Annotated in this window: 15 protein-coding genes; 6 read left to right on the top strand and 9 right to left on the bottom strand. The window is 67.7% G+C overall.

What is annotated here, in order from left to right; translation table 11 throughout:
• Nucleotides 1–71: 71 nt before the first annotated feature.
• A complete protein-coding gene (locus VIM12_RS17820) occupies nt 72–1,304 on the top strand; it encodes a putative DNA modification/repair radical SAM protein (RefSeq protein WP_331943157.1) in 1,233 nt (410 codons plus the stop codon).
• Nucleotides 1,301–2,755 carry a UdgX family uracil-DNA binding protein gene (locus VIM12_RS17815; protein WP_331943155.1) on the top strand — a complete coding sequence of 485 codons (1,455 nt, stop codon included), beginning with the start codon at nt 1,301–1,303 and terminating at the stop codon, nt 2,753–2,755. Before VIM12_RS17820 ends, VIM12_RS17815 begins: the two co-directional genes overlap by 4 nt.
• Nucleotides 2,756–2,988: 233 nt before the next feature.
• Here VIM12_RS17815 and VIM12_RS17810 read toward each other — a convergent pair whose 3' ends face one another.
• Both VIM12_RS17810 and VIM12_RS17805 read right to left on the bottom strand, forming a co-directional pair.
• On the bottom strand, nt 2,989–3,237 hold the full coding sequence (locus VIM12_RS17810; protein WP_331943153.1) for a hypothetical protein: 249 nt from the start codon (nt 3,235–3,237) through the stop codon (nt 2,989–2,991).
• Between the two features lie 216 nt (nt 3,238–3,453).
• On the bottom strand, nt 3,454–3,927 hold the full coding sequence (locus tag VIM12_RS17805; RefSeq protein WP_331943151.1) for an AAC(3)-I family aminoglycoside N-acetyltransferase: 474 nt from the start codon (nt 3,925–3,927) through the stop codon (nt 3,454–3,456).
• A gap of 261 nt (nt 3,928–4,188) precedes the next feature.
• Here VIM12_RS17805 and VIM12_RS17800 point away from each other — a divergent pair, with 261 nt between their 5' ends.
• From VIM12_RS17800 to VIM12_RS17790, 3 genes are all read left to right on the top strand, one after another.
• Complete coding sequence (locus VIM12_RS17800) at nt 4,189–4,386, top strand: hypothetical protein (protein WP_331943149.1); 198 nt, start codon at nt 4,189–4,191, stop codon at nt 4,384–4,386.
• 421 nt (nt 4,387–4,807) lie between these two features.
• Nucleotides 4,808–6,406 carry an FAD-dependent monooxygenase gene (locus VIM12_RS17795; RefSeq protein ID WP_331943147.1) on the top strand — a complete coding sequence of 533 codons (1,599 nt, stop codon included), beginning with the start codon at nt 4,808–4,810 and terminating at the stop codon, nt 6,404–6,406.
• A gap of 80 nt (nt 6,407–6,486) precedes the next feature.
• Complete coding sequence (locus tag VIM12_RS17790) at nt 6,487–6,807, top strand: hypothetical protein (RefSeq protein WP_331943145.1); 321 nt, start codon at nt 6,487–6,489, stop codon at nt 6,805–6,807.
• 110 nt (nt 6,808–6,917) lie between these two features.
• On the opposite strand, the gene VIM12_RS17785 is transcribed toward VIM12_RS17790, so the two are convergent.
• The 7 genes from VIM12_RS17785 to VIM12_RS17755 form a co-directional block, all read right to left on the bottom strand.
• Entirely contained in the window at nt 6,918–7,202 is a 285-nt protein-coding gene (locus VIM12_RS17785) for a hypothetical protein (protein WP_331943143.1), read from the bottom strand.
• 182 nt (nt 7,203–7,384) lie between these two features.
• Entirely contained in the window at nt 7,385–8,755 is a 1,371-nt protein-coding gene (locus VIM12_RS17780) for an HlyD family efflux transporter periplasmic adaptor subunit (protein WP_331943141.1), read from the bottom strand.
• Nucleotides 8,748–11,300 (bottom strand): FHA domain-containing protein, encoded by a 2,553-nt coding sequence (locus tag VIM12_RS17775; RefSeq protein WP_331943139.1) that lies wholly within the window; start codon nt 11,298–11,300, stop codon nt 8,748–8,750. Before VIM12_RS17775 ends, VIM12_RS17780 begins: the two co-directional genes overlap by 8 nt.
• The gene (locus VIM12_RS17770) at nt 11,297–12,700 is read right to left on the bottom strand and encodes an efflux transporter outer membrane subunit (RefSeq protein ID WP_331943137.1); all 1,404 of its coding nucleotides are present in this window, start codon (nt 12,698–12,700) and stop codon (nt 11,297–11,299) included. The genes VIM12_RS17775 and VIM12_RS17770 overlap by 4 nt, the downstream gene beginning before the upstream one ends.
• 32 nt (nt 12,701–12,732) lie before the next feature.
• Complete coding sequence (locus tag VIM12_RS17765; protein ID WP_331943135.1) at nt 12,733–14,655, bottom strand: HD domain-containing phosphohydrolase; 1,923 nt, start codon at nt 14,653–14,655, stop codon at nt 12,733–12,735.
• Between the two features lie 40 nt (nt 14,656–14,695).
• Complete coding sequence (locus VIM12_RS17760; protein WP_331943133.1) at nt 14,696–15,115, bottom strand: DUF4399 domain-containing protein; 420 nt, start codon at nt 15,113–15,115, stop codon at nt 14,696–14,698.
• 8 nt (nt 15,116–15,123) lie between these two features.
• The gene (locus VIM12_RS17755; RefSeq protein ID WP_414691805.1) at nt 15,124–15,549 is read right to left on the bottom strand and encodes a DUF4399 domain-containing protein; all 426 of its coding nucleotides are present in this window, start codon (nt 15,547–15,549) and stop codon (nt 15,124–15,126) included.
• 210 nt (nt 15,550–15,759) lie between these two features.
• Between VIM12_RS17755 and VIM12_RS17750 the strand changes: the two genes are divergently transcribed.
• Nucleotides 15,760–16,971 carry a formylglycine-generating enzyme family protein gene (locus tag VIM12_RS17750; protein WP_331943131.1) on the top strand — a complete coding sequence of 404 codons (1,212 nt, stop codon included), beginning with the start codon at nt 15,760–15,762 and terminating at the stop codon, nt 16,969–16,971.
• Nucleotides 16,972–16,975: the final 4 nt, after the last annotated feature.

Genomic DNA, 16,975 nt, shown 5'->3' with positions numbered 1-16,975 from the left:
GCAGCCTGTCCGTCCCTTCCCTATAATGCTGTACGGATGAACAGTATTCGCGCACTGGCGCGGGAGGGCAAATGGAGTTACTCGACAAGCTGGAGATCCTGGCCGACGCCGCGAAGTACGACGCTTCCTGCGCGTCGAGCGGCGCGCCCAAGCGCAGCTCGCAGCACAAGACCGGACTCGGGGCGACGACCGGCAACGGCATCTGCCACAGCTACACGCCGGATGGACGCTGCGTATCCCTGCTGAAGATCCTGCTGACCAATTTCTGCGTCTACGACTGCCAGTACTGCGTGAACCGCCGCAGCAGCGACGTGCCGCGCGCGCGCTTTGCGGTCGAGGAGGTGGTCAAGCTCACGGTCGGGTTTTACCTGCGCAACTACATCGACGGCCTGTTCCTCAGCTCGGGCGTGATCCGCTCGGCCAATTACACGATGGAGCAGCTGGTGCTGGTGGCGAAGACCTTGCGCGAAGAGCACCAGTTCCGCGGCTACATCCACCTGAAGACCATTCCCGACGCCGACCCGCTGCTGATCGAGGAGGCGGGACGCTATGCCGATCGCCTGAGCGTGAACATCGAACTGCCGACGGAGGACAGCCTGCAGGCGCTGGCGCCGGAAAAGCGGGTTTCCACCATCAAGGTGGCCATGGGATCGATCCGCAGGCGGCTCGACGAAAAGCGCGAGGAGCCGAAGGCGCCCCGCTTCGCCCCCGCCGGCCAGAGCACGCAGATGATCGTCGGCGCCGACGCCGCCGACGACGCCACGATCCTGACAACCGCCGAGACGCTGTACGGCGGCTACCGCCTGAAGCGTGTCTACTACTCCGCGTTCAGCCCTATCCCGCAAAGCCCCAGCGCGCTACCCCGGCGTCCGCCGCCGCTGCTGCGCGAACACCGGCTGTACCAGGCCGATTTCCTGTTGCGCGGCTACGGCTTCGGGGCGCGCGAACTGCTGCCGGACAGCGGCAACCTGGCGCTCGATATCGACCCCAAGCTGGCCTGGGCGCTTGCGCACCGCGAGTGTTTTCCGCTTGACCTGAACCGCGCCGAGGCGGCGATGATTGCGCGCGTGCCCGGCATCGGCCTGCGCAACGCCAAACGTATCGTCGCGCTGCGCCGCCTGCGCCGCGTGCGCTATGCGGACCTTGCGCGCTTGCGCTGCTCGATGGACAAGCTCAAGCCGTTCATCGTCACCGCCGACTACCGCCCGCACAACGACGGGGCGCCGTCGTCGGCATTGCGCACGGCCCTCGCGGAACAGCCCGAGCGCCAGCTCGACCTGTGGCCGGCACTGGCGGCGGCATGACGCAGGTGACCGCGCATGCAACGAACTTTGCCGGCTGGCGAAGTGCCGCACGCTCCCTGCTGCACCGGGGCGTCGCGCCGCATGCGGTGGAGTGGATCGATGCCGAAGACGCCGGCCTGTTCGCGCAGGCGCAGCGCGGCGCCGCCGAACCTGCCGAAGCCGCGCACGCTGGCGCATCGGCGCGCGTGCCGCGCCATGTGCTGGACCTGCTGCGGTCCGCCGCCCGGTTCCGCGCGCCGGACCGCTGGTCCTTGCTGTACCGAGTGTTGTGGCGCTGGTGCGCGGGCGAACGGGAGGTCATGTCCGAAGCCGACATCGACGGCGAACGCCTGTATCGCATGGCCCGGGCAGTCCGTATCGATACGCACAAGATGCATGCCTTCCTTCGCTTCCGCGAGCGTCCGCCTACCGTCGGTGCGCCGCGTTTTGTCAGCTGGTTCGAGCCGCGCCACGATATCCTGGACGAGATCGCGGCCCATTTCGCCCGGCGCATGGGCGGCGCGACGTTCCTGATCGCCACGCCGGAAGGCAGCATGCTGTGGGATGGCGAACGCTTGCACGAGGGACCGCCCGCGCAGCGGATCGAAGAGATCGAGGATGCAGGCGAAGGCTTGTGGCTGGCCTACTACCGCAGCATCTTCAATCCCGCGCGCCTGAACACGGCCGCGATGGAACAGCATATGCCGGCGCGCTACTGGAAGCTGATGCCGGAAGCACGACTGATTCCGCAACTGGTGAGCGATGCTGCGCGCGGCGCCCGCATCACCGCGCAGGCACAGGCAGTGGGCGCACGCGAAGGCGCGCGCATTGCGATCGCCGCCGAGCGCGCGCAACCCGAACGCGCCCTGCCCTCGGATCTCGACGCCTGCCGGCGCTGCCCGCTGTGGCGGCAGGCGACCCAGGCCGTGCCGGGCTGCGGTCCGCGGGACGCGCGCATCATGGTGGTGGGCGAGCAGCCGGGCGATCTGGAGGACCTGGCGGGCCGCCCGTTCGTTGGCCCCGCCGGTGCGCTGCTCGATCGCGCGCTGCGCAGGGCCGACGTCGCGCGCGACGCGCTGTACCTGACGAACGCGGTCAAGCACTTCAAGCACGAGCCACGCGGCAAGCGGCGCCTGCACAAGACGCCCGCGCAGCAGGAGATGGCCGCCTGCCGTCCGTGGCTGGAGCAGGAACTGGCACAACGGAAGCCGGAAGTCGTGATCGCGCTCGGTGCAACTGCGCTCAAGTCGCTGCTGCATGCCAGTACCGTCGACCTGACCGGGATGCTGAACCAGCCGGTGCACGTCGATGGACGCTGGCTGATCGCCAGCTATCACCCGGCTTACGCATTGCGCGTGCCGTCCCCGGCACTGCAGGAGCAGGCGTTCGAAGCGATCGTAAGAAGTTTCACGCTGGCGCAATCGCTACTCGCACGGCCGTCCCCCGCCGACCTGGCGCACGAGGCGGCGTAGCACCGTCGAAGTGCTGCTCTAGGCTCTAGGCCGATCATTACCCGTTCCTCGGCCGCGGGACCGCAGGAGCAACAATGGCCTGGTTCCGACCCGATGATCTCAGGGCGCCAACCGCACGCCGCGGCGAACAACAGAACGGTCTGCGCTGCGTCATGTCAGGCACCGGTGCCGGACGCGTCCTTGCCTGGTCCACTGCACTTCAGGGCGGCATGGGAAGCGCGTCCATGAAGCGCCTATGCCTTGCTTTTTTTCCCGCCGCGCTTCGCAGGCGCGTGCGGCCGCGACTTGTTGCTTTGAGCGAAAATGGTCGTCGCGTCCTGCTCGGCCCGCTCCTGGGTGCGCATTTCGGGAAGGTCGTCATGCTGGATGAAGTAGCCGGCTTCCTGGGCCCGCATCACCTGCGTGATCGCCTCCTCGTCGCTGACATCGTATTTCTCGGTGATCAGGGTTGTCACTTCATCCAGGTATTCTTCATACGTCATGGAGCCTCCGTTGCGAACAACCGTCATTCTCGCCGAAGTCGGCGAAGGCGGCTTCAGCAGCAGGCGGCGCCCGACCGCGTTGCCCGGCTGGAATCGCGTGCATGTGCCGCTGCAGGCGCTGAGGGTGACCGGGATCGATGATGCGCGGCAGGTCGCGGGGCGCCGCGCAAGCGCGCCATGCTTGCGTGACACCGGAATGCCTCCCGTGTGAGAACGCTATCCGGCGTGGCGCCCGCCCGGCACCGGTATGTCGAAGTGCAGAACCTCCTCGCGCACGCCCAGCCTGGTGTACAGGGCGATCGCGGGTGCATCCTCCACCGCGGTGTCGGCCTGGACGAAGATGACCCAGGCGCCGCGGGCTGCCGCAATCTCCTGCAGCTTGCCGATCATGGCGGTCGCGATCCCCTGTCTTCGATGGCCGTCCGCCACGGCAAGATCGTAGATGTAGATCTCGCTGCGCTCCTGCTCGAATTTCCGCAACTCGTAGGCGGCGATGCCGCCCACCACCACGCCGTCTTTCAGCGCGGCCAGCGCGATGAAGGCGTCCCCGTCGAGCAGTCGCCGCAGGTACTGCGCGCTCGGACGCCTGGCCGTGTAGGTCTCCCGGTCGTTGAACGCTTCGCCGAAAGTGTCCAGGAGTGCTTCGAGCAAAGGCACATCCTGCGGCGTGAGATGGTGGATGTCTGTCACGTTGGCGTTCGCTGCGAAAAGGGTTGAAGTGACGTCCGGCCATCGCCGGTGCGGAACGATTGCCCGCATAGCGTACACCACGCTTGCGCCGCGGCCCGGCGGCACGCAATTTGCGGTGCGGCCCTGCCGCGACTTCTCGCTGTGCACGCCGTGGGGCCAGGGCAGCGCTGGTATGATCCGCACTATCTGCACGGCGCGCCAGAAGCGCAGCCGTCGTCGCCGGCGCGCCGCTGCAAACGTCACCACACACAGGAAACATTGATGCCAAAGAAGGAAAAGATCGATCCGGAAACAGCCGCCTTGATACAGTGGTGCACCGAAGTGGAAGGCTTTCTTGTTGCCGGCGGCGCAACGCTGGCCCAGGCCCAGGAGCATATCGAAGAACAGGTGGAATGGTTTACCGACATGTTCTACGACGGCCTCTCGCCGGAGGAAGCGGCAAAGGCGGCGCTGCACTGAGCACGCCGGGCGGGAAGACTCTGGCGCTTCCCCGCCTGCCATCTCCGGTTGTGCGTCGTACCGGCGTGCAGGCGGCCCCGCCCTGTCCGCATCCGCCGAGGTCGATCAACGCCCCCAATACGAAAGGCCCGGCCGCGTCGCGCGTGTCAGCCGCGGTGCAATAGCGGGCCTGCCGGACATCGGCAATGCAGCGCGCATCAAATGCTCCTTTCGGGAAGATTGGTCCCCATCATGCAGTCATGCTCCCGATCTTCCGCAGCCGATCCTGCGCCGGTTTTGCGCCTCTGTCCTTTGATGGATCTCAATCACCCGGCCACTGCCGCGCGTATTCATAGGGCAGCAGGCGGCGTGGCATGCCGGCCGATGCATCGAAGGAAGCAGTCTCGATGGCATGCGGAAATCAACCTGGCGGGAGAGGCGCATGGATGCGGAGGTACTCATCGTCGGCGCAGGACCGACCGGACTGATGCTCGCGAACCAGCTGGCAAGGCGCGGCGTCAGGATCAGCATCATCGACCAGAACGCGGGCCCCTCCGTCCGTACCAAGGCGCTCGGCGTACAGGCGCGCACGCTGGAGATCTATTCCCATCTGGGCATTGCGGCTGCCGCGGTGGCATTGGGCCACCGGGTTGACGGCGCGAACATATGGACCGAAGGACGTCGTGCCGCGCGCGTGCCGATGGGGGACATCGGGCAGGACCTGAGTCCCTTCCCTTTCCTGCTGATCCTCGGGCAGGACGACAATGAACGCCTGCTCGGCGCGTGCCTGCAGGATCGCGGCCATGCGGTCAGCTGGAATACCCGGCTCCTCGCGCTAGACCAGTCGCACGACGGCGTGGCGGCTACCCTCGGGCAGGCGGACGGCACGACGCGCGAGGTGCACGTGGAGTTTGTCGCCGGCTGCGACGGCGCGCACAGCAGCGTGCGCCGCCTGTGCGGCATCGACTTCGCGGACGCGCCGTATGAAGACCTGTTCTTCGTTGCCGACACCGAGGCGACGGGCGGAATGACACCCGGCGAACTGAATATCTTCCTCTGGCGGCGCGGTTTCCATCTGTTCTTCCCGATGCGCGGCGCAAATCATTGGCGCGTCGTGGGAATCGTGCCGGTGGAACTGCGTGCCCGCGAGGACATTACGTTCGCGCAGGTTGCGCCTTTTATCGTGCGGCAAGCCGGCATCCCGCTGGCGTTCCAGCGCTGCGGCTGGTTCTCTCCCTATCGCGTGCATCACCGCCGCGCCGCGCGGTTCCGCGACCGCCGCTGCTTTCTGCTGGGCGACGCGGCGCACATCCACAGTCCGGTGGGCGCGCAGGGCATGAACACCGGGTTGCAGGATGCCTACAACCTGGCGTGGAAGCTGGCACTCGTGTGCGCCGGACGGGCGGACCCGGGTCTGCTCGATTCGTATGACACCGAGCGTGCGCCGGTTGCCGAGCGCCTGCTCAGGACCACCGACCAGGGTTTTACATTCTTCGTATCCCCGCGGTGGTACGCCGAGGTCTTCCGTACGCGCATCCTGCCCAGGGCGATCTCCATGGCAATGCGCCGGGAACGCGGGCGGCGCCTGGCCTTCCGCACCATTTCGCAGATCGGCATCCGCTATGCGCGCAGCCCGCTGTCCCGCATGCTCAGCCCGCTTCCCGGTGATGCGCCATGTGCCGGCGATCGCTTTCCCTGGCTGGCGCTGCGGTTCACGCCGCACTGCCCGGCGGAAGACCTGTTCTCCAGGCTGGACGACACCCGGTTCACCCTGCTGCTGTTCGGCCAGCCGGCCCCCGAGCACAAAGGGGTGGCGAATTTACCGGGCGATGTGCAGATCCTCGCGGTGCCACGGGATGAACACAACGACGCGGTGCTGCGCCGCGCGCACCTGCCCATGCCGTCCTTCTTCCTGTTGCGGCCCGACGGCCACGTCGGCTGCGCCGGCACGACGCTCGATGCCGCAGCGCTCATGGATTACCTTGAGGGCGCGATGCGCCTGAGGGCAGGAAGCATGGCAGCGGCCATGTCGGGTGCCTGACGCGGATGACGCAGCGCGCCGGAAGGCGAGGCGGCCGGCAAACCCGCCCGCCCCAACGCCCCGACGACGCAGCGGGTTTGATGACGAACGGGACGGGTTCGAACCAGGGAGTCGACGACAGGGAAAGCTATACGGAGGGAACAGTGGAGATTCTTGCCAAACAAGCGGTCCGGCGTTTCGGTCGCTACCTGGTGATGGAAGGCGCCGTGCTCACGCCTGATCGCCAGGAGGTGTCGCTCTGCTGGGTGGAAGACACGGGCGGCGCTCCCGTCACCTGTTTCACCACCAGGGAAATCGCCTGCGATCTCGCCTGCCGGCTGGCGGAGTACGACCTCGACGATGACCTGGATGAAGAGGCGACGGAAGAGCCTGAAGGTCGCCGTCAGCGCCACCTGCACTGACGCTTGCCGGCGGTCGCTTGCCCGGGGCCGGGCGTGCGCAGGATGGGTTGCCGTACCCGGCTGCCGCGGCGCTGCCGGGTACTGCCCGGACCGCGGGAGGCCATCCTCCCTCATCCGCTGGTATGCATCTTCTTGTGCACGCCCGACAGGATGGACGCCACAGTCCACCAGACGGCGGTCCACAGCGCGATGACGAGCGCCCAGCCGAGCAGCGACAGCCCGGGCCACCCGCCGGAGGGCGCGGGCGCGAGCACGGGTACGCCGAAGGCATGCAACAACGCCAGCGGCCCATAGACCGTCGCGGCGACGGCGGGCGCCAGCGCGTAAGGGGCATCCAGCAACAGCACGGCATGGCTGCCGGACAGCACGAGGAAAATCAACCAGTGCAGGCGCACGAGCACACTCCTTCCCGACCGGGTTCGGCCGATACTGGCACAGGCAAATCAGGAAGCGTGCGCGAGCAGCGGCAGGGAGGCACGCCGACGCCCGGCTGGCCATGCCGGCCCAGCCTTCAATGGGAAGCATCAGCGGCGGTACCGTATTGTAGACAGGGCGCGGACCCGGCAGCAAAGAATGTCTATCCCCCCACCTGCCTGAACGGATCCAGCGCCAGGTCGATCAGCCTTCGCTCCCTCACCACCACCTCCGCGGTTGCCGTCATCCCGTACCGCAACGGATATTTCTGTTCCCCCACCAGATAGTGGTCGCGCTCCAGCCTGATCCTTCCCTCGTACACCGGCTGCTTGTCCCTGGCGCCCGGCTTGGTCGCCGGTGAAATGAACTCCAGCGTCCCGTCGACCAGCCCGTAGCGCTGGTATGGAAAAGCGGCGAACTTGAGCTTGACCGCCAGCCCTTCGCGCAAAAAGGCCCGGTCCTGCTCGGCGATCTCCACCCGCAGCAACGGACGGGCGCTCTTGGGAGCGATGCCGGCCAGCGGCATGTTGGCCTGCAGCTTGTCGCCGGGCTGGGTCGAGGTCAGCTCGGTAACGACGCCATCGACGCCGGCAAGGATCAGCAGGAAGTTGTCCTTGTCGATGTTTTCGAAGCGGATGCGGGCCGCGGCATCGGCCACCAGCCTGGCGGTCTGCACCTGCAGCCGCAGCTTGTCCTCGGTGACGGCGACCTCGCGCACCGCGGCCTCGTACTGCAGGCGCAGGCGCGACAGTTCCTGCCCGCTGGTCTCCAGCTGCGCCTTGGCCTGGCCGAATTCCAGGCTCTGGCGCGCGGTAAGTTCGCTCAGGCGCGACTGCGCGACACGGTAGGCATTCTCGGCGGCCTGCAGTGCATTTCTCTTGGTCTCGACCTGCAGCTGCGAAACGCCGCCACCGCCGGGAAGCTTGAACAGGCGTGCATACTTGTCGGCCTCCTCGCGCGCGGCGTCGCGCGCGCGGCGTGCGTCCTCGACGTTGGTGCGGGCTTCCTGCATCTGGGCGCGCTGTCCTTCGCCAAGGAGCGAGGTGCCCTCGGCGGTACGCTTCTCGTGCAGGCGTTCTTCCACCTCCATCTGCTTGCGCAGCGTCGCGACCCGCCGCTGCAGCATCGCCTCCTTCTCGGGAAACTCGCGCCATTCGCGCTCGGCGTCCTCGAGCTTGAGCTGCGCCTCGAGCGCACGCGTGGCGGCTTCGATCGCCCCGCGCGCATACAGACGCGCAACCACGTCGCCCTTCGACACCGGCTGGCCCTCGGCGATGTAGAGGTTGGCGAGCTCGCCGTCGATCGGCGCATACAGCCTGCGCACTTCGGAGTCCGGCATCAGGCTGCCCTGCGCGGTCACGATCACGTCGGCGCGGCCGAAGAACGACCACAGCAGCGCGACCACCACCAGGCCGAGCATGGTCAACACCGTCGCCAGCATGAAACGCGATGGTTCCTCGCTCAGCAGCGAGATGCCCTCGGCGCTGTGGTCCTCCAGCGCCTCCGCCAGCGGCCGGAGCGACCGGTCATTCATCTTCGGGCTCCCTGAGCAGGGCAAGTTTGTCCCGCAAGGTGGCGGCGTCAAGCGTGGCCCCGGCTTCATGCAGCGCGCTGCGCTGCTGACGCAGCTCGGCCTGGATCGCGGACGCAGTCTGCCGCCATTGCACCGGCGTGTCGGCCCCGAGTTGCTGGTGCGCGCGCACGCCCTGCGCGGCGGAAGCGGCTGCGCGCGACAGGAGACCGGCCTGCGCCCGGAAACGGGCGGACACGCCCTGCTCCATGCGCTGTCCCTGTTCCAACCCGCCGTTGACCTGGTACTCGCCCCACAGCGCCTCGGCGCCGGCCATGCGCTGTTGCGCGCCCCTGAGCACCGCCTCCTTGAGGCGCAGCATTTCCGGCGCCATCGCCTCGGCAAACCAGCGGTCCTGCTCCGGATCGAGCGCGCCGTAGAACGCGAGGAGCCGCTCGTCCTGCCCCCTGGCGTCGCGCCCCTTCCGCAGCGCCTCGAACTGCGCGAGGACCGCCTGCTTGTGCGCCACCTCCCGCGCTATACCGTCGTCCCAGGCGCCGGCCCTGATCTGCTGCAGGCGTTCGAGCGCGGCCTGCGCGTCACCCTTGTGCCAGGCGGCGAGCACCGGACCGTAGCTGCGTACCGCGTCGCCCGGAGCCAGTCCCTGCTCCGTCAGCGCCCGCAGGCGCTCCTTAAAAGGCGGCGTCGACAGCCGTGCCCGCCCCAGGTGCAGCGCCAGCCCGCCCAGGTCGTGTTCGCGCAGGTCGCTCTCGATCGCCGCGTACTGCCTCAGGTCGTTGCGCAGCGCGTCCAGCCCGTCGATGCGCGGATACTTCGATGCATACTCGTCGAGCACCGGCCGCAGCGCCTGCGCACGGCCGCGCTCGAGCTCGGACGCAATCGTCGCCTTCAGCCGGTCGATGGCGGCCAGGTAGACCGCGTTCTCCGCCTGCAGCGCGCGCACCTGGCTGAGCGCGGCGGCATAGGGATCGGCGAACGCCGGCACATGGGCGGCAATGCGCGAGAGCGCGCGCTGGTGCGACTGCGTATCCTGGTCCCAGTGCGACAGCAGCGACTTGATGGTCTCCTCGTCGGCGAAGATCCGGATCGGCGCGTTCGCCCCCGGCCGGCGCGCGACGAAGGCCTGCAGCTTGCCGACCCATGCCAGCTCCCGCACCAGCGGCGGAATGTCGGCGTTGTCCTTGCCGGCGGCGGCCATGTCGTGCAGGAGCCCGGCCGCGCGCGTGAAGTCGCCCGCCTTCTGCGCCGCCATCCAGCGCGGCACCCATGTTCTGAGCACGGCCTCGGTGGCGAGCGCCTGCAGGCTGCCGTCGCCGGGCTGGCGCGCCAGCGCGGCCGTCGCGAGCGCCGCGGCCTGCGCATCCTCGCCGTTCTCCAGCAACTGCTTGAGCCGGCGCTCCTCGCTGCCGCTCCACCAGGCCGCAAGTCCGACCGACAGCATCACGACAAGCACCGCGGCGTACCAGCCAACGCGGCCTTTGCGCGGAACGGGCTGGTCCCCGTGGAAGGCGCCCATGAGTTCGTCGATCAGCGTGCCCACCTTGCCGCGGCGACGCCGCTGCCGCGCACGCTGCGGCCCTGCGGCCGGCTCTGCCGCCGTCTCGGGCGCCGGACCGGAGGCCGCCTCGGCATCCTCCGCCTGCCCCTGCTCCACGCAGAAGATATCGAGGAAGGAATCGGGAGCGGCAACGAAGGTGGTGCGCTCCAGCGCTTCCGGCGCCGCCGGCGCCGCCTTTCCCGGGGACGGGGCGGGCGCCAGCATCGTCACCGTGGGCTCGACCGGGTCTTCCGCCATCTGCAGCCGGGCGGTGTAGACGAAATGGTGGCCGCCGAACGCGAGCACGTCGTCATCCTTGAGCGGCACCGCATGCTCATCCAGCCGCCGCTCGTTGACGAAGGTGCCGTTGGTGCTGCCGAGATCCTCGATCCAGGGCGTTCCGCCCTTGAGGAAGATGTGGGCGTGGCGGCGGGACAGGTAGTGGACCTGGTGCGGATTGTCGTTCCGGTACTGCGCGAAGGCATCATCCGCCTTGCTGATCAGGAATGGGAAACGGGTGATCACGATGGGCTGCAGGCCGCCGTCCTCGCGCCGCGGCGACAGTGTCAGGCCGGCCAGCCTGGCCGTTCCCCGGGAAGCGCCGCAGCGCGCGGGGTTGCCGAGGTGGACGCGCCACGACAGGCTGCGGCCGAAGCAGATCTCGTCGCCGTCGTGCAGCCGGCTGATCTTCTGCTGGATGTCCACGCCGTTGACGGTCGTGCCGTTCTTGCTGTCGAGGTCGGCAATGAAGACGGCGCCGTATTCGCAGAAGATGCGCGCATGGCGGCGCGACAGGTCGGCAACGATGGCGGAAGCATAGGTATCGAACGGCGGCTCGGTGCGGCCCACCGCAAACAGGTTTTCCTCGATGCAGATGTCGTCGAGTTCGGGATGCGACAGCGGCTTGAGCACGATTTCGTACTCGGCCGCGCCGGTCCGTGCCTGCCCCGGATCGGCCGTGGTTGATTCGGCGTGGGCGTATGGCTGGTCCGACATGGAGAGGTTGCTCATCTGCCCGCACTCGCCACGTCGACCGGGGGCCAGCCGCCGCCGAGCGCCTTGTAAAGTGTGACGGTATCCGACAGTATCTGTTGGTGGCTGGCCAACAGGGCCAGCTGTGCGGAAAGCAGCGAACGCTGCGTCTCGAACACTTCCAGCTGCGACACCACGCCTTCCCTGAGCTGGGCCTCGGTCTGCGCGGCCACCACCTGCAGGTGCTCGACCTGCTGCTGCAGCTCGGTGCGCTGCTTGCGGTGGGCGTCCAGGTTGACCAGCGAGTTCTCGACTTCCTCCAGCGCGGCGATGACGGTCTTGCGGTATTCCTCCTCGCTCACCGCCGACTGCGCCTGCGAGGAGCGTATCCGCGCCTTGAGGTTCGGGTCGAAGATCGGGATGTTAATGCTCGGCAGCAGGCCGAACGAGAACGAGCGCAGCAGGTCGGTCAGCGCAAAACTGGAGGTGCCGCCGCGCCCGGTGAGGCTGATCGACGGCAGTTGCGCAAGCTTCGCCTGCCCCACCAGGTTGTAGGTCTCCAGCACCCGGTATTCGGCGGCGACGATGTCCGGCCGCCGCTTGAGCAGCTCGGCCGGGATACCGGCCGGCACCTGCGGCAGCCGCACCTTGTCCTGTAGGTACCCGTGCGGCACCTTGAATTCGCCGGCCGGCGTGCCCAGCAGCGTGGACAGGCCATTGCCGGCCAGCTCGCGCGCCCGGGCCAGCTCCAGCATGTCGGTCGTCATCCGGTTGATTTCCGCGCGCTGCTGCAGCACGCGGGTATTCGGTATCAGGCCGTTCTGGTGCATTGCCTCATAGGTGGAGAGGATCTCCCTGTTCTTGGCCAGGGTCGCCTTCTGCTGGTCGATCTGCTGGTCCAGCTGCAGGATCTGGAAGTAGGTGGTGGCGACGCCGGCCACCAGGTTCAGATAGCCGGCCCGCCAGTCGGCCTCGCTCGCGCGGAAGCCGGCGGTCTGCGCCTGCACGCCCTTCTCCACCCTGCCCCAGATGTCGATGTCCCAGTTGACCTGGGTGCCGAGGTTGAACTGCTTGCTGAATTTCTGGCCGGTGCTCTTCTCGAAGCTCGCGCCGGCGCCGGCGTCCAGCGTCGGCAGCGCGCCGGCGCGCGCCTCGCCCACCTGCGACTCGGCCAGCCGGATGCGGCTGGCGAGGATGCGCATGTCGACGTTGTTGACCAGCGCGCGCTCGATCAGGCTGTCCAGGTAGGGATCGCTGAACTCCTTCCACCAGTCCTGCCGCACGGCTTCGCTGGCTTGCGGACGCGCCTCCTCGCGCTCGGTGAAGGCGGTCTTCATCGGCGCTTCCGGCCGCTGGTAGGTCGGCATCGACACATCGGCGCAGCCGCCGAGGGCAGCCGCGCCCAGCAGCCACAGAACGTTCCCGTATGACTTTGACAATCGCATCTTTCCATCTCCCGAATACGCGGCAGTCATGCGGCCGTCCATGCCCGCGATTCGACAAAGATCCGGAACAGGCCGCCGTCGAGCTTTTGCGCCCGACATTCGGCAGACAGCAAATCCAGTGCCTGCTCCACCGGCACCGCTTTCTTGTATGGGCGATCGGCGGCGGTCAGCGCGTCGAAGATGTCGCAGATGGTCAGGATGCGTGTCTGCACGCTGATCTGGTTTCCCTTCAACCCCATCGGGTAACCGGAACCGTCGAGCTTTTCATGATGACCATGCGCGATCGTCGGCACGGCGGCGAGGTCGCGCGTCCACGGAATGAGTATCAGGAAGGAATAGGAATCGGCCACATGCGATTCGATCTGCCGGCGCTCTTCCGGCGTCAGGCACCCCTTGGGCAGACTGAGCGCCTCGAATTCGGCCTGGTGCAGCAAACGCGCGCTGTCGTTGCCGTCTTCGTATCCATAGTCGAGGATCTCGCGCAGATTGTGCCCGCCCTCGCAATGGGAGATCGACGGTTCGTTGGCGCTGCGGATCGCTTCCAGGAAGCTGTCGAGCCGGTGGAATTCCTGCTGCAGTTCCTGCTCCATCCGCGCGCGCGCGCCGTGCAGGCCGCCCGCTTCCGCCGCGCCGCCGACCAGCTTGCGGTACGCCTGCCGCTCGAGACAGGCGCGCGCATGGAGGAAGCGTTGCTCCAGCAGCAGCATGTCTTTCGGATACAGCTTCTTTTCCTTGCGCAGCACATGCTCGGCCACACCGACCTTGCCGAAATCGTGCAGCAGCGCCGCGTAGCGGATCTCGCGCAGCTGGTCGCGGCTGAACGAAAACCGGCGGTACTGCGGATCGTCCGAACGCTCCAGCGCCTGCGCCAGGTGGCTGGCATACGCGGCGACCCGGAACGAATGCCCGGCGGTCACCGGGTCGCGTTCCTCGATGGCCTGCACCGATGCGCGCACGAAACCATCGAGCAGCTGCTCAATATCCGAATAGAGCTGGAAGTTCTTGAGCGCGACCGCCGTCTCGGCGCACACGCCGGTCAGCAGCTCCAGGTCCTGTTCCTTGAACGCATGCGGATCCGATGAGGTATCGACCTGGATCAGGCCGAGGCACTCGTCTTCCAGCAGCAGCGGCACGCACATCACGCTGCGGATGGCCTGCGCGATGATCGAATGCTGGGCGCCGAAATGACGATCGGCCAGGGTATCGACCGAAAGGATCGCGCGCTTTTTCTCCAGCACCTCGCGCAGCAGCGTGCGCGACAGCTGCGCCTGCGCCGGGTCCTCGGCCTTGCCGTCGCGGCGGCGCGCGGCCACCGGCGCCGGTTGCTCGCCCTTGTTCCGGCGCAGCACGATGAAGGCGCGCTCCGCCAGCGGAAACAGGTCGAAGATGAAGTTCATGATCTTTTCGATCAAGGTGTCCTGGTCCTTCACCGCGCCGAGCGCGATGCTGACCTGCGCCATCGCATGCAGCTTCTGCACCGCACGCTGCAGGTCGTCCTTGCTGGCGTCGGGCGCGGGCGCGACGAAGCGGGTGGCGTCGCTGGCGTCGACGGACATCGAAATGATGCTGGGCATCGCGCCGATAGGTGGCGCAACCAGCGAGTGAAATACCAGTTGTGTGTTGGATACGGCCAGTTCCTCGCCGTCATGCAGCGGATGCCATTGCCCCGGCGCCAGCCGGCTGCCTGTCACGTAGGTGCCGTTGAAGGAATGCAGGTCTTCGATGAAGTACTCCCCGCCGCGGCACCGTATGCGCGCGTGGCGTCGGCTGATGGTGTGCCGGGGTATGCACAGGAAGCGGCCCGGACCGAGCGAATCCTGCGGCTCGCGGCCAATCACCAGTTCGTCCTGGATAGGAAAGAATGCCGGCTGGCCGCCACTGTCCCCGATGATCTCGAGGTACGCGGCCACGGCGTTGCCATGCGTGGCGGAAGGATTGCCCTTGTCCATCTTGGTGCGTCCTGGTCTGCGGTCGCCGGCCCCGCGGTGCTCACCTGACCGTGATCGTGATCTTCCGCGAGAAGACCGGCGGGTCGTGGGGCCTGTGGTTCTCATCCCCCATCAACAGTTGCAAGGTATGCCGGCCAGGCGGAAGTTCAAGCATGGTCTCGGTCTCGCCGGCGCCGAAGTGCAGGTGGTTGCGGTCGGACGGGATCTCCTGTCCCGGCGGCGTCAGTTCGGTGTCGATCAGCAAATGGTGATGTCCGGTGTTCGGGTATTTGACGTTGGCCGGCGCCACGCCCATGTCGCGCAGGCCGAACCAGACCCGGAACGGCTTGCCGGCCGCGATCACCTCGCCGTTGTTGGGCCAGCCGATGTAGAGATAGGCGTCAGCCGGAGCCGGCGTGCCGGCGGCGACGGCGAGGTTCGAGATCAGGAGGAAAGCGAGCGCCGCGGTTGCCCTGTTCATCGCATCCCCTACCGTACCGTCACCGTGATCTGCTTCGAATGCACCGGCGGCACATGCGGCACATGGTCATGGTCGCCGAGCAGCAACTGCAGCGTGTGCCTGCCGGGCGGCAGCTCGACCCGCGCCTCGGTCTCGCCGGCACCGAAGTGCAGGTGGTTGCGATCCGATGGAATCGGCTCTCCCGCCGGCGGTAGCGGCGTGTCGACCAGCAGGTGGTGGTGGCCCGCCATCGGGTGCGTGATTCCCTTCGGCGTCACGCCCATGTTTCGCAACCCCATGCGCACCCAGAACCTGCCGCCGTTGATCACCGCGCCATCCTGCGGCCAGATGAAATAGACGCGCGCGCCAGGCGGCGCAGGACTTTCCTGTGCGAGGACGGGAAGGCCGAACACGGCTGCGGCAACGAGACTGCTGGCGGCAGTAAGTGTTTTCACTTGGGCAGGCCGCGGGGACGCGGCATGGGTGACGGGTGAAGGCGTGCTCTTCACGTTAGGCCACAAGCCGGGGCGCGATGGAAAATACTCGCGGCCGTTTGATATTGAACAGAATAGGCATGCCGATACCAACCAAAGATGAACACGCGACTGCTGGCGGCACAGCCGCGTACGGCCTCGCCAGCAGGCAACCACGACCGGAACTGTCAAGTGAAACGCCCCTCCTCGCTACTGCTCGCCTTGCTGCTGCTTCCCGCCGCGCCGACGCTGGCCGACCGGGGCGCGCGGCCTGCGGCGGCGGCGGCGCTGGTCCCGGTGGCGATCCTGCCGAAGGACGGCAATGAACAGTACGAACTGGCCTTCTGGGAGTCGATCAAGGACAGCAGTCACGCGGCCGATTACGAGGCCTACCTGAACACTTATCCCAACGGGCGCTTCGCGGCGCTGGCCAAGGCGCGGATCGCCCGCCTGAAGGCGGACGCCGCGAAGACCACGCCGAAGGCCGAGCAGCCGAAAGCAGAGGCGACAAGACCGGAGGCGCCGAAAGCGGAAGCACCCAAGGTCGAACCCGCTCCGAAACCGGAAGCGCCTCCACCCGCCGCAAGGAAACCGGAAAAGCAGGAGAAGCCGCGGCTGAAGGCCGTCGAGCAGGCCCCCGCCAGTGCAGGTGCGGATGCGCCGCCGCCCGCAGTGCCGCCGGCCGCCGCCGCTGCGCAGGAGCTGCGCGACTGTCCCACCTGCCCTCCCCTGGTCAGCCTCCCCGCCGGCGCCTTCAACATGGGCAGCAGCACCGGCGACCCGAGCGAACGTCCGGTTCATCGCGTGTCCCTGGCGCGGCCGTTTGCCATCGGCAAATACGAGGTGACCCGCGGCCAATGGGCGGAATGCGTCAGCGCCGGCGCCTGCCAGCGCGCCGGGGAGAACGGCGAGCCGGGCGAGCCGGTGCGCGACGTCAGCTGGGACGATGCGCAGCAATACCTGAAGTGGCTCTCGCAGAAGACCGGCAAGTCCTACCGCCTGCCGACCGAGGCGGAATGGGAATACGCCGCGCGCGCCGGCAGCGGCTCCCGTTTCTGGTGGGGCGACCAGATGCGGCCGAAGATGGCCAACTGCAAGGACTGCGGCGAGCCGTGGCGCAAGGAAGGACCGGCGGCTGCGGGCTCCTTCGCGCCCAACGCGTTCGGGCTGCACGACACCAGCGGCAGCGTCTGGGAATGGGTGGCGGACTGCTGGCACCCGTCGCACGCGGGGGCGCCCGCAGACGCGCGCGCGCGGGAAGCGCCCAACTGCCGCACCCGGGTGATCCGCGGCGGCTCCTGGCGCGACGGCGAGAGCTACATGACGTCGGCCACCCGCTTCAAATACGACAGCGGCGTGCGGCAGTCGCAGAACGGCTTCCGGGTCGCGCGTTGGGTGGACTAGCGGC

Origin of the sequence: Noviherbaspirillum sp. (genome assembly GCF_036563305.1) — a bacterium.
In the GTDB taxonomy this organism is placed as follows: domain Bacteria; phylum Pseudomonadota; class Gammaproteobacteria; order Burkholderiales; family Burkholderiaceae_D; genus Noviherbaspirillum.
Note: the sequence above shows the minus strand (reverse complement) of the source record. Positions and strands in the feature narration are given on the sequence as shown.

Bases quoted from the DNA above. Each gene is read 5' to 3' on its own strand.
- VIM12_RS17820 (WP_331943157.1), top strand. From the start codon at position 72: ATGGAGTTACTCGACAAGCTGGAGATCCTGGCCGACGCCGCGAAGTAC.
- VIM12_RS17815 (WP_331943155.1), top strand. From the start codon at position 1,301: ATGACGCAGGTGACCGCGCATGCAACGAACTTTGCCGGCTGGCGAAGT.
- VIM12_RS17810 (WP_331943153.1), bottom strand. From the start codon at position 3,237: ATGACGTATGAAGAATACCTGGATGAAGTGACAACCCTGATCACCGAG.
- VIM12_RS17800 (WP_331943149.1), top strand. From the start codon at position 4,189: ATGCCAAAGAAGGAAAAGATCGATCCGGAAACAGCCGCCTTGATACAG.
- VIM12_RS17795 (WP_331943147.1), top strand. From the start codon at position 4,808: ATGGATGCGGAGGTACTCATCGTCGGCGCAGGACCGACCGGACTGATG.
- VIM12_RS17790 (WP_331943145.1), top strand. From the start codon at position 6,487: ATGACGAACGGGACGGGTTCGAACCAGGGAGTCGACGACAGGGAAAGC.
- VIM12_RS17780 (WP_331943141.1), bottom strand. From the start codon at position 8,755: ATGAATGACCGGTCGCTCCGGCCGCTGGCGGAGGCGCTGGAGGACCAC.
- VIM12_RS17775 (WP_331943139.1), bottom strand. From the start codon at position 11,300: ATGAGCAACCTCTCCATGTCGGACCAGCCATACGCCCACGCCGAATCA.
- VIM12_RS17765 (WP_331943135.1), bottom strand. From the start codon at position 14,655: ATGGACAAGGGCAATCCTTCCGCCACGCATGGCAACGCCGTGGCCGCG.
- VIM12_RS17760 (WP_331943133.1), bottom strand. From the start codon at position 15,115: ATGAACAGGGCAACCGCGGCGCTCGCTTTCCTCCTGATCTCGAACCTC.